Annotated in this window: 10 protein-coding genes and 1 pseudogene; 10 read left to right on the forward strand and 1 reads right to left on the reverse strand. The window is 44.7% G+C overall.

The window, feature by feature from the left end:
• From WJ238_RS04740 to WJ238_RS04770, 7 genes and pseudogenes are all read left to right on the forward strand, one after another.
• Window positions 1–366: pseudogene (locus tag WJ238_RS04740) on the forward strand (cell division protein FtsZ); the annotation flags it as partial.
• 219 nt (window positions 367–585) lie between these two features.
• Window positions 586–1,365, forward strand: a complete 780-nt coding sequence (locus tag WJ238_RS04745) for a sigma-E processing peptidase SpoIIGA (RefSeq protein WP_316270664.1) — start codon at window positions 586–588, stop codon at window positions 1,363–1,365.
• 17 nt (window positions 1,366–1,382) lie between these two features.
• Window positions 1,383–2,123, forward strand: coding sequence for an RNA polymerase sporulation sigma factor SigE (sigE, locus tag WJ238_RS04750; RefSeq protein WP_230106528.1), 741 nt, complete (start codon window positions 1,383–1,385; stop codon window positions 2,121–2,123).
• 49 nt (window positions 2,124–2,172) lie between these two features.
• A complete protein-coding gene (locus WJ238_RS04755; RefSeq protein WP_230106527.1) occupies window positions 2,173–3,780 on the forward strand; it encodes an MBL fold metallo-hydrolase RNA specificity domain-containing protein in 1,608 nt (535 codons plus the stop codon).
• A 172-nt stretch (window positions 3,781–3,952) separates the two neighbouring features.
• Window positions 3,953–4,732 (forward strand): RNA polymerase sporulation sigma factor SigG, encoded by a 780-nt coding sequence (sigG, locus tag WJ238_RS04760; protein ID WP_230106526.1) that lies wholly within the window; start codon window positions 3,953–3,955, stop codon window positions 4,730–4,732.
• A 138-nt stretch (window positions 4,733–4,870) separates the two neighbouring features.
• Entirely contained in the window at window positions 4,871–5,521 is a 651-nt protein-coding gene (locus WJ238_RS04765) for an HAD family hydrolase (RefSeq protein ID WP_230107527.1), read from the forward strand.
• Window positions 5,522–5,582: 61 nt separating this feature from the next.
• Window positions 5,583–5,846, forward strand: coding sequence for a glyoxalase (locus tag WJ238_RS04770; RefSeq protein ID WP_230106525.1), 264 nt, complete (start codon window positions 5,583–5,585; stop codon window positions 5,844–5,846).
• A 136-nt stretch (window positions 5,847–5,982) separates the two neighbouring features.
• On the opposite strand, the gene WJ238_RS04775 is transcribed toward WJ238_RS04770, so the two are convergent.
• On the reverse strand, window positions 5,983–6,414 hold the full coding sequence (locus WJ238_RS04775; protein ID WP_316268597.1) for an FMN-binding protein: 432 nt from the start codon (window positions 6,412–6,414) through the stop codon (window positions 5,983–5,985).
• A gap of 146 nt (window positions 6,415–6,560) precedes the next feature.
• On the opposite strand from WJ238_RS04775, the gene pth reads away from it, so the two are divergent.
• The 3 genes from pth to WJ238_RS04790 are packed head-to-tail and all read left to right on the forward strand — an operon-like array spanning window position 6,561 to window position 11,648.
• The gene (gene pth / locus WJ238_RS04780; RefSeq protein ID WP_230106523.1) at window positions 6,561–7,172 is read left to right on the forward strand and encodes an aminoacyl-tRNA hydrolase; all 612 of its coding nucleotides are present in this window, start codon (window positions 6,561–6,563) and stop codon (window positions 7,170–7,172) included.
• Window positions 7,173–7,191: 19 nt separating this feature from the next.
• The gene (mfd, locus tag WJ238_RS04785; RefSeq protein WP_337606289.1) at window positions 7,192–10,530 is read left to right on the forward strand and encodes a transcription-repair coupling factor; all 3,339 of its coding nucleotides are present in this window, start codon (window positions 7,192–7,194) and stop codon (window positions 10,528–10,530) included.
• Between the two features lie 53 nt (window positions 10,531–10,583).
• Window positions 10,584–11,648: a peptidyl-prolyl cis-trans isomerase gene (locus tag WJ238_RS04790; protein WP_337606290.1), complete on the forward strand. Its 1,065-nt coding sequence runs from the start codon at window positions 10,584–10,586 to the stop codon at window positions 11,646–11,648.
• Window positions 11,649–11,735: the final 87 nt, after the last annotated feature.

Raw genomic sequence — 11,735 nt, forward strand, 5'->3', positions numbered from 1 at the left:
GGAGAAGATGCAAATATCATCTTCGGTGCTATGTATGATGATTCCAGAGCAGATGAAGCTACTATTACTGTAATTGCTACGGGATTACATAATGTAGGCGGGACATCTTCAAAATTAAAATCAAGACTGGAAGGCGTACAGCGTTCCGGTATGGTTCCGCCGGCAAGCAGCTATGATAAGCAGCTTCATTCCAATCATACCAGCCACAGCCCGAAAGTTGATTTGGGAGCAGCTCCGACGACAAACGGTGGTACAAGCCTGAAGCGTCCGGTTGGAGGTACAACTCCGACTCTGGATACACCAAGGACACCGACCAGCAAAGTGAAGGAACAGTCTATCAAGATTCCGGATTTCTTTAAAAAGTAAATAATTGTTTAGGCAACATACAGCAGCCATGACAGATTGTGGATTTTTTCGACCACAGTTGACATGGCTGCTTTTTTTGTCGAAAAAATCTGTTTTCCTTCTAACAGTATCTGACAAATTCTGAACCCTTCTTTTCTTTATAATTAATCCTGCCCAGATGAGGGCGCAGGCTTTCAGGCCGCCCTATGCCGGAAGTGCAAAAGAGAAAGAAGGTGGAACGTGTATTATGAACTGTATATAGACATACTGTTTCTCGTCAACTTTATGATGGACTACATATTGCTCCTGTTGATAAAAAAGATATTGAAATGCACTGCCACGCTTGGAAATATCTCACTGGGAGCATTGACAGGAGCGCTTCTTACCTGTCTGGTAGTCGCGCTTCCTATTCCCTGGCCACTTTTGAAAATTCTTCTGTTTCATGGCGTTGTGAATATCCTGATGCTGAAAATTGCTTTACGCCTCAAATGGGACAAAAAGCTGTGGAAAGCGCTTTTTTTTCTGTACATCACAAGTTTTTTGCTGGGAGGGATTTTGGAGCATGTACGTCAGTATGTGGAGATCGGAAGTCTTTTTTTTGTACTGGCAGTAGGATGCTATTACATCTCATCGGGAATATGGAAGATTTTGGATCTGATTTTCAAGACCGGGCAGTGCCGGTGTGATGTGGAACTATATGTAAATGGACGGTGTGTGACAGTGCCGGCTCTGATAGATACCGGAAACACACTGCGGGATAAACTGACGGGAAAGCCGGTAAACATCATAGAGAGCCAGACGGCAGAAGAACTGTTTGGTAAGGAAATCCCGGAAGGAATCCGGTATATTTCCTATCATACGATAGGCAGAAAAAACGCTGTTATGCCTGTTGCCGTTCTGGATAGCCTGCGTATTGCCGGAGAGAATGAGAAATGGGTGGATAAGCCGATGGTAGGAATCAGTGAAGAGAAAATATCTTCAGATGGAGAATACAGGATGATCATAAATCCTGATACATAGATTGGAGGAAACGAAACATGATGATAAAAATAGCTGTGCCAAATCAATTTAAACTGAAAGTAATGCCGAATTTCCGTACGTTTTTTTTCCCGGATAAAAAAGACGTACACTATATCGGAGGATCCGATATTCTTCCTGCTCCGCTGGAAGTGGAAGAGGAAAGCCGCGCGATCGCAATGCTGGGAACAGAGGAAGACAAAAGCGCCCGCAAAATATTGATTGAACATAACCTCAGGCTGGTAGTGTATATTGCAAAAAAGTTTGACAATACAGGCGTTGGAGTGGAGGATCTGATATCGATCGGGACGATTGGGCTGATCAAGGCAATTAATACATTTGATCCGGGAAAAAATATTAAACTGGCCACCTATGCATCCAGATGTATTGAAAATGAGATCTTAATGTATCTTAGAAGAAATAACAAGACACGCATGGAGGTTTCGATTGACGAGCCTTTAAATGTGGACTGGGATGGAAATGAGCTCCTTTTGTCGGATATTCTCGGAACAGAGGAGGACACCATATATCGGGACCTGGAACAGGAAGTAGAGAAAAAACTTCTTGTGAAAGCTCTTGGGCGTCTGTCCGGCCGGGAGCAGACGATCATAAAAATGAGATTTGGTATCGGTATGCCGGATGGGGAAGAGAAGACACAGAAAGAAGTGGCAGATATGCTGGGGATTTCTCAGTCTTACATCTCCAGGCTGGAGAAGAAAATTATGCAGCGGCTGCGAAGGGAGATGGTAAAATATTCATAGTCACTTTCTGAAAAAGGTGTTACAATGAAAAGAAAAAGGGGTTGGTGATATGCGTCTGAGCTTTATTGGAGCTGCCCATGAAGTGACCGGAAGTTGTCATCTTCTGGAAGCATGCGGAAAAAATATATTGATTGACTGTGGGATGGAGCAGGGACCGGATCTTTATGAGAATCAGAAACTGCCTGTCAGTGCCGGGGATGTGGACTATGTCCTTCTGACCCATGCCCATATTGACCATTCCGGAAACCTGCCGCTTTTATGCAAACAAGGCTTTCAAGGAGACATTGTAACCACGTTTGCTACTGCAGATCTGTGCAGCATTATGCTTCGTGACAGCGCCCATATTCAGGAATTTGAGGCGGAATGGAGAAACCGCAAGGCCAAAAGGAGCGGGGAAGAGCCTTACGAACCTGTTTATACAATGGCGGATGCAGATATGGCCATCTCTCTTTTGGCCCCTTGCGATTACGGGCAGAAGATCGATCTGTGTCCGGGCGTTCAGGTATGTTTCAACGATATGGGACATCTGCTTGGCTCAGCCAGTATAGAAGTGTGGGTGACCGAAGAAAATGTTACGAAAAAAATCGTATTTTCCGGTGATGTAGGCAACATTAATCAGCCTATTATCCGGGATCCCCAGCCGGTGAAAGAGGCAGACTATGTAGTGATCGAATCCACTTACGGCGACCGGACCCACGGGGAGGAGATTCCGGATTATGTGGGAGAATTTACAAGGATCCTGAAAGAAACCTTTGATAAAGGCGGAAATGTGGTTATTCCGTCTTTTGCTGTGGGGCGTACACAGGAACTGTTATATTTTATCCGTGAGATCAAAGAGAAAAGGCTTCTCCCGGAATATCAGAACTTTGAAGTCTATGTGGACAGTCCTCTTGCAATCGAGGCAACTTCAGTGTTTAACAAAAACGTAAAATCCTGTTTTGATGAGGAAGCGATGGCGCTGGTGGAACAGGGGATTAACCCCCTTATTTTCCCGGGATTGAAAACAACCATCACAACAGAGGAATCCAAACAGATTAATCTGAATGAACGTCCGAAAGTGATACTCTCTGCCTCTGGTATGTGCGAAGCAGGACGGATCCGCCATCATCTGAAGCATAATCTGTGGAGAGAGGAATGTACCATCTGCTTCGTGGGTTACCAGGCAGTCGGCACGCTGGGAAGAAAGCTGCTGGAAGGAGCAGAGAGTGTGAAACTGTTCGGTGAGAACATTACAGTTAATGCAAGGATTGAGTCTATAAAAGGGATCAGCGGACATGCGGACAGAAACGGACTCTTAAACTGGCTGAAAGGTTTTGAGAAGAAACCGGATCGTGTCATTGTGGTTCATGGCGAAGATACAGTGACGGATGCTTTTGCAGAAACGGTAGAAAAGGAGATCGGCTGTCCGGCATTTGCCCCATACTCAGGCGGATGTGTTGATCTGATGGAAAACAGAATCGTGACTGCCGGCATAAAGATTCCGAAGAAATCTGCAGAGAAACCGGCAAGAGTCAGAGCGCAGAATGCGTTTGACAGAGCGGTTGCGGCAGCAAAACGTCTGGTGGAAGTTGTAATGAAAAACGAAGGACTCTCCAACAAGGATCTTGCAAAGCTGGAATCTCAGATTCAGAATCTGGCGGACAAATGGGAACCATAGCAGTCTCTTGTGCAATAATGTGAAAAAGTGAAGAAAAAGTTTTGGCCCTTGTCAAGGGCTAAAACTTTTTTTATTTCCAGCTGCTACAGTATAAGGAAAAGACATAATGAGAAAAATCTTATTGTACGTAATCAAATGACGGCAGATACGTTCAATAAGGAGGATTCAGATTATGGCACAGGGTAAGGTTGAAATATGCGGCGTAAATACAGCGAAGCTTCCGCTCCTTACAGAGGAGGAAAAAGAAGATTTGCTGGCGCGCATGAAAGAAGGGGATGAAGCGGCAAAGGAGGAATATATCAAAGGAAATCTGCGGCTTGTGTTAAGTGTGATCAAACGTTTTTCGGGAAGCAATGAAAATCCGGATGACCTTTTCCAGATTGGATGCATTGGACTGATCAAAGCAATTAATAATTTCAATACAGAACTTGATGTTAAATTTTCTACTTATGCAGTGCCGATGATCATTGGAGAGATCCGGCGGTATATGAGGGATAATAATTCGATCCGTGTCAGCAGATCCTTGAGAGATACGGCATACAAAGCGATTTACGCGAAAGAACATTACATGCGGGAGAACCTGAAGGAACCAACGGTACAGGAAATCGCTGATGAGATTGGAATTTCCAAAGAAGATATTGTGTTTGCGCTGGACGCGATACAGGTACCTATGAGTCTGCAGGAGCCTGTTTACAACGATGGAGGAGACGCCCTGTATGTCATGGATCAGATCAGCGATAAGAAGAACAGAGAAGAGAAATGGATTGAAGATCTTTCTTTAGAAGCTGCTATGGACCGCCTGACAAGCCGGGAGAGATATATTATCCGTCTGCGTTTCTTTGAAGGGAAGACACAGATGGAAGTGGCAGAAGAGATAGAAATTTCACAGGCACAGGTCAGCAGGCTGGAAAAGCATGCTTTGAAAGTAATGCGGCAGTATTTGAGTGCATAACAAATCTGAAAATATGAGAAAAAATATTCCCGCCGGCTGGATAAAAGCATAAAAACAGAGCGGGAATGTTTTTTTCTTCAGGGCATTGAAATTTTGGGCGCTTCATACTATGATAGATGAAGAAGAAAGGAGCAACATATTATGAGAGGCTGTATTTTTGACTTGGATGGAACATTGACAGATACCCTGGATTCCCTGACTTATTCAGTAAACCTGACATTGGAAGAGATGGGGCTGCCTCGAATTACGGAAGAACAATGCAGGCTGTTTGTAGGAAACGGTGCCAGATATTTGATGGAAAAAGCATTGAAAGCCTCCGGAGATGCTAATTTAAGCCGTATTGAAGAAGGAATGGCGGTATATGGAAGAATATTCAGTGCAAACTGTACATATCATGTAACACCGTACAAAGGGATCTTAGAACTTCTGGAACAGCTTAAAGTGCGGGGAATCAAACTGGCAGTGCTTTCCAATAAACCTCACGGGCAGACGGTGGACGTAGTAAAACAGATATTTGGAGAGAATGTGTTCGACTATGTGCAGGGACAGTGTGAGAACCTTGCCAGGAAGCCGGATCCTTCCGGAGTATGGAAGCTTCTTGAGGAGATGGGGATATCACGGGAGGAATGTCTGTATGTCGGGGATTCGGAAGTGGATGTGAAAACCGCAGAGGCGGCCGGCGTTCAGGAAATTGCAGTGACCTGGGGATTTCGTGACCGGGTATCGCTGGAGAAGGCGGGGGCTATGACTTTGATAGACAGCCCGAGGGAACTGCTTGCATATGTATAGGGCACAACGCCGGGAGATCCCGTCAGGAAAAAGCATGCAATAAAAGAGGGAGGACAAAGCAATGTATGAGTATGATGAGGAATGTTTACAGGTGTTTTTGGAAAATCAAAGCCAGCTTTTTGATGAGCCGGTAGCAGAGACACCGGAAGAAGCAGAGGCATTTCTGGAGGAATGTATGGCGGTAGTAGTGGACAGCATTGAAGAAGTAGCTGCATTCTTTCGAGAAGAGGGCATCGACATGGAGGATATGTCTATGGAAGAGTTGGAAGAGGCTTCCGAAGTGTTCGCCCTCCCAAGCGGTAAGTATCTGATCGTAGAAGGTTAGCGCCGGTGCGCGAAGTCTTCCGACAGGAGGCGTACCCACTTAGATAAAAAGATGTCGCTGAAGCGGCTGTACTTGATAAAGGAGTTCCGTTTGCGGAACTCCTTTTTATACACATGCCCTTCGTTTTTGGATGATGTTATTCGATTTCGGCATTTTTCAGCGCATTTTTAATGGCGCCTATGATGATCTGTGAGGTGTATGCGGAATCTTCGGAATATTGGATGTTTTCCAGAGACTGTGTCTCACAGATCTGCTGGGCTATATCTTCCATGGCCGGCTGAACAAGCGGAAACATGGCATCTACTGTCTCATCCATATTGGAAAAACGGATGGAATCAATCTGAGATTCGTCGACGGACACCTCTACTTCCAGTTCCGTATTGTTTAAAGTGAAAGAAGAAGTGTATACTCCTTCTTTGTATTTTTTTTCGGGAGTTTCGTTTTTGCTGTGTCCGGGAAGAAACATAAATACAAGAAGAAGGATCAGAACGATAGCCAATACAGCAAAAACGGCGGTGTATATGATCTCTTTCATATGTAGCACAAAAATTTTAGTTTTGGAACTCATAAAGGCCTCCTGTGTCTGAATGTGTATTTGTACTCTATATAATATATGAGCGAAAGCAGAGAAATATTCCGGCAGGATGGGTTTTGCGTGACAAATCTGCCGGCTTCCTGTAGAATGGAAAAGTAAGAAATGAGGTGGAAGAACAAATGTTTATTATTGCAGGGCTTGGAAATCCCGGTCTGCCCTATGAGGGTACCAGACATAATGTTGGATTTGATGTCATAGATGCTATTGCGGACGAATATAATATTTCCGTGGATTACCGGAAAAACCGCGCCTTGATCGGCAAAGGGATCATCGAAGGACAAAAGGTGATTCTGGCAAAACCCCAGACTTATATGAATTTAAGCGGAGAGAGCATCAGAGGACTTGCAGATTATTATAAGATTGATGAGGAGGCAGAGCTGATTGTTATATATGATGATGTGAGCCTTGACGTAGGACAGCTTCGTATAAGAAAAAAAGGAAGCGCGGGAGGACATAACGGAATAAAAAGCATTATTTCTCATCTTGGGACAGATGTCTTTCTAAGAATTAAGGTAGGCGTCGGTGAAAAGCCGAAGAAATATGACCTGGCGGATTATGTGCTGGGGCATTTCTCCAAAGAGGAAAGGCAGCAGATGGAAGAGGGATATCACCGTGCAGTCAAGGCTGTGGAAATGATGGTATCCGGGGAGATCGAGGCGGCAATGAATGAATTTAACCGCAAAGCAAAGAAAGATGCTGCCCGGTCCGGTGAGGAGACAAAAAGATCATAAGAATAGGAGAGAAAGGATTATGGAAGCCTTGACAGGGCCCCTGCATGAACTGGCGGAATTTGAAGAAATATGGAAACAGAGAGAGAAAGAACCGGGAATGCTGCAGATATCGGGCTGCGTCAATTCTCAGAAAACTCATCTGATGTATGCGCTTGGCGATGGCTGTGATTATAAAGTCATCGCTTGTTCCAGTGAATCAAAGGCAAAGCAGATTTATGAGGAATACCGGTTCCTGGATGGAAACATATATCTGTATCCGGCAAAGGATTTTCTTTTTTACCAGGCGGATATCCGCAGTAAGGAGCTGATGCGCCAGCGAATGACAGTGATACAGGCAATCCTGGAACAGAAGAACATTACGGTTGTAACCAGTTTTGACGGATTTATGGACGTTCTGCAGTCAAGAGAAGTTATACAGGGAAAAGTACTGGAGATTAAAAACGGCGAAATCATAGATTTTCCGGAGATTCAAAAGGCTCTTGCGGCTAATGGATACGACAGGGAAGAGCAGGTGGAAGGCCCCGGACAGTTTGCAGTGAGAGGGGGGATCCTGGATATTTATCCGCTGACAGAGGAGCTTCCGGTCCGGATTGAACTGTGGGATGATGAAGTAGATTCTATTCGGACCTTTGATGTGGAAAGTCAGCGTTCCATTGAAAATCTGGAATCTGTCTGTATTTATCCAACAGAAGATATGGAAAAGGAGACAGCCGAAAGTGTATCTTTTCTGGATTATTTCCCAAAAAAGGGAACGTTGATTTTTCTGGACGAGCCGGCCAGACTTTTGGAAAAAGGGAAAGCAGTAGAAGAGGAGTTCGTAGAAGCACAGGCGAAACGACTGGAGAGCGGGTATGAGGTCAGCGACAGGGAGATGCAGCTTTACCATACTGAAAAAATTACGGAAAAAATAAACCGCCGCTGCAGTATCGGTTTCTGTTCTCTTGATACAAAGTGTCCTCAGTTTAAGGTACGGGCTAAATATCATATACAGACAAAAGGGATCAATCCCTACAATAACAGTTTTGAAATGCTGACAAGAGATCTGAAGAGACTGAAAAGGGAAGGGTACAAAGTTGTGCTTCTTTCCGGTTCCAGAACACGGGCGAAACGTCTTGCCGAGGATCTGCGTGATTATAACTTAAGCAGCTTTTACAGTGATGAAATGGATCGGCAGGTGCTTCCGGGGGAAATCATGACAGCTTACGGCCATGTGGCGGAAGGCTATGAATACCCTATGCTGAAATTTCAGGTCATTTCCGAGACGGATATTTTTGGAAAGGTCAGAAAGAAAAAGAAAAGAAAATCCTATGAAGGACGGAAGATCCAAAGTTTTTCAGAGCTTAAGCCAGGAGATTATGTTGTCCATGAGAATCATGGACTTGGAATTTATCAGGGAATTGAAAAGATTGTGGTAGATAAAGTAGCCAAGGATTATATGAAGATTTCCTATGCAAAGGGAGGCAATCTTTATATTCCGGCTACCCAGCTTGATCTGATCCAGAAATATGCCAGTGCAGATGCCAAGAAGCCGAAACTGAATCGCCTTGGTACTCAGGAGTGGACCAAGACAAAAACAAGGGTCCGGGGAGCGGTAAGAGAAATTGCAAGAGATTTGGTGCAGCTGTATGCGGCAAGACAGGAAAAGGAAGGCTATGTTTACGGAGAAGATACCGTCTGGCAAAAAGAATTTGAGGAGATGTTCCCTTTTGAAGAGACAGAAGATCAGCTTCTGGCTATTGAGGCGGTAAAAAAAGACATGGAAAGCCATAAGATCATGGACCGTCTGATCTGTGGAGATGTAGGATACGGGAAAACCGAAATCGCTATTCGTGCCGCCTTCAAAGCTGTACAGGAAAATAAACAGGTTGTCTATCTGGTGCCGACAACGATTCTTGCACAGCAGCATTACAATACGTTTTTGCAGAGGATGAAAGAATTTCCGGTCCGTGTAGATCTCATGTGCCGTTTCCGAACTCAGGCTCAGCAGAAAAAAACCATAGAAGATACGAAAAGAGGCCTTGTTGACATTGTGATCGGTACTCACAGGGTTCTGAGCGACGATTTAAAATACAAGGATCTGGGACTTCTGATTATTGATGAGGAACAAAGATTCGGCGTACAACATAAGGAAAAGATTAAAAAGCTGAAAGACAATGTGGATGTTCTGACTTTGACGGCAACGCCGATTCCCCGTACTCTCCATATGAGCCTCATCGGAATCCGGGATATGAGCGTTCTGGAGGAAGCTCCGCAGGAGAGAATGCCTATACAGACCTATGTCATGGAATACAATGAAGAAATGATACGGGAGGCCATAGAGAGGGAATGTGCCCGGCAGGGGCAGGTATACTATGTCTACAACCGCGTGGAAGATATTGCCGAGGTGACGGCAAGAATACAAAGGCTTGTGCCGGAAGTTTCCGTTGCTTTTGCTCACGGGCAGATGAGGGAACATGAACTGGAAAAGATCATGTATGCTTTTATTAACCGGGAGATTGATGTTCTTGTCTCTACAACAATTATTGAAACGGGACTTGATATTTCCAATGTCAATACGATGATCATCCATGATGCTGACAGGCTGGGACTTTCCCAGCTGTACCAGCTTCGTGGCAGAGTCGGGCGTTCCAATCGGATGGCTTATGCTTTCCTCCTTTACCGGAAAGACAAAATGCTCAAAGAAGTGGCCGAGAAGCGATTGTCCGCTATCCGGGAGTTTACGGACCTTGGATCCGGATTCCGGATTGCCATGCGGGATTTGGAAATCCGGGGTGCCGGAAATCTTCTGGGAGCAGAACAGCACGGTCACATGGAAGCGGTAGGATATGATCTCTATTGTAAAATGTTGAATGAAGCAGTGAAACATTTGAAAGGAGAGATGGAGGAAGAGACTTACACAACGACGATAGATCTCAATGTGGATGCCTATATTCCGGAATCCTACATTCCCAATGAATATCAGAAGCTGGATGTTTATAAGAGGATCGCTGCTATTGAGAATGAAGAAGAGATGGAAGACATGTTGGAAGAACTGATCGACCGGTTTGGAGATATACCAAAAAAGGTGCAGCAGCTTCTTAAGATCGCAAATCTGAAAGCGATGGCTCACCAGGTTTACGTTACAGCAGTAGAACAAAAGGGAGAGCAGTATATTTTTACGATGTACGAGAAGGCCAGGGTAAACCCGGCCAGGATTCCGGCTATGCTGGAAAGCTATAAGGGAAGTCTCGTTTTCCGGGCGGAAGAAACACCGTGTTTTATTTATCAGAAAAAAGGCTTTAATAAGAAGGAGAAAGACGAAGATATTCTGGAAGTAGTGAAAAATGTGTTAATTTCCATGCAAGGATTGCTTGAATAGAAGAAAAACGGTATAATGACAGAGTCAGCAATACGAAGGAGGGTGTAAAAACCATGAAAAAAAGAGCAGTTATCTGTCTGCTGGCAGGGGTGCTGGCGGCGGCATCTCTGTCCGGCTGCGGAAGTTTTGACGGCAGTGATGTGGTAGTGACTGTAGATGATAAAGAGATCACGGCAGATCTTGCCAATTTTCTGGCGCGGTACACACAGGCGCAGTATGAGACATATTATGCAGGGTATTTGGGCGATGATATGTGGAACAGCGAGGGATCTTCAGATGGGGAATCCTATGAGGATACAGTGAAGGATTCTGTTATGGAATCTTTAGAGAATATGTATCTGATGGAAGCTCATATGGGAGATTATGATATTGCTTTGACGGAGGAGGAAGAAAATTCCATCAAAGAGGCGGCAAAGCAGTTCGATGAAAACAACGGTCTTGAAGAGAAGGAAAAAGTATCGGGAAATACAGATACCGTAGAGCGTATACTGGAGCTTATGACGATCCAGAAGAAAGTGCAGGATGCAGTGATGGCAGGGGCGGATACAGAAGTTTCTGATGAAGAGGCAGCTCAGAAGAAAATGCAGTATGTGACGTTCAGTTTTACCACAACAGATGAAGAAGGAAATTCCAGCGAGATGACGGATGAGGAGAAGGCAGAATTGAAAACACAGGCAGAGGAATTTGCAGCAGGAGCAGCAGGCGCCTCAGATTTTTCTGCTTATGCGTCACAGCAGGGATATGAAGCTGTGGAAGGAACTTTTGATTCAGAATCTACCGGATATCCGGAAGAGCTGGTGGCTGAAATGGATAAGCTGGAGGAAGGCGGTACTACAGGAGTAGTGGAGAGTACAGGAGGCTATTATGTGGCCAGAGTGACCAGCCTTTTTGACCGGGAAGCCACAGATACGAAGAAGACAGAAATTGTGCAGGAGCGGCAGCAGAAGCTTTTGGACGATACCATATCGGAATGGCGGGATGACGCCAAGATTGATGTTAATAACCGCGTTTGGGATAAGGTAGACTTCAATAAATTGAGTGTGACAATGAAGCAGGACGAGACAGATCCGTATGCGGACGAAGTGCAGACAGACGATCAGGCAGAGGAAACAGAATAGTTAAAAACATAACAGGGGACGTAGTAAAATTGAACTTCAATGTCATTAAGTTTAGAAATTAGGATTCAAAAAAGCATGGAACGAAAA

It is taken from the genome of Claveliimonas sp. (assembly GCF_037273965.1).
GTDB classification, from domain to species: domain Bacteria; phylum Bacillota; class Clostridia; order Lachnospirales; family Lachnospiraceae; genus Claveliimonas; species Claveliimonas bilis.

What these genes read in the sequence shown, in the direction of transcription:
- sigE (WP_230106528.1), top strand. Translation starts at nt 1,383, where the DNA reads ATGATGATAAAAATAGCTGTGCCAAATCAATTTAAACTGAAAGTAATG.
- WJ238_RS04755 (WP_230106527.1), top strand. Translation starts at nt 2,173, where the DNA reads ATGCGTCTGAGCTTTATTGGAGCTGCCCATGAAGTGACCGGAAGTTGT.
- sigG (WP_230106526.1), top strand. Translation starts at nt 3,953, where the DNA reads ATGGCACAGGGTAAGGTTGAAATATGCGGCGTAAATACAGCGAAGCTT.
- WJ238_RS04770 (WP_230106525.1), top strand. Translation starts at nt 5,583, where the DNA reads ATGTATGAGTATGATGAGGAATGTTTACAGGTGTTTTTGGAAAATCAA.
- WJ238_RS04775 (WP_316268597.1), bottom strand. Translation starts at nt 6,414, where the DNA reads ATGAGTTCCAAAACTAAAATTTTTGTGCTACATATGAAAGAGATCATA.
- pth (WP_230106523.1), top strand. Translation starts at nt 6,561, where the DNA reads ATGTTTATTATTGCAGGGCTTGGAAATCCCGGTCTGCCCTATGAGGGT.
- mfd (WP_337606289.1), top strand. Translation starts at nt 7,192, where the DNA reads ATGGAAGCCTTGACAGGGCCCCTGCATGAACTGGCGGAATTTGAAGAA.
- WJ238_RS04790 (WP_337606290.1), top strand. Translation starts at nt 10,584, where the DNA reads ATGAAAAAAAGAGCAGTTATCTGTCTGCTGGCAGGGGTGCTGGCGGCG.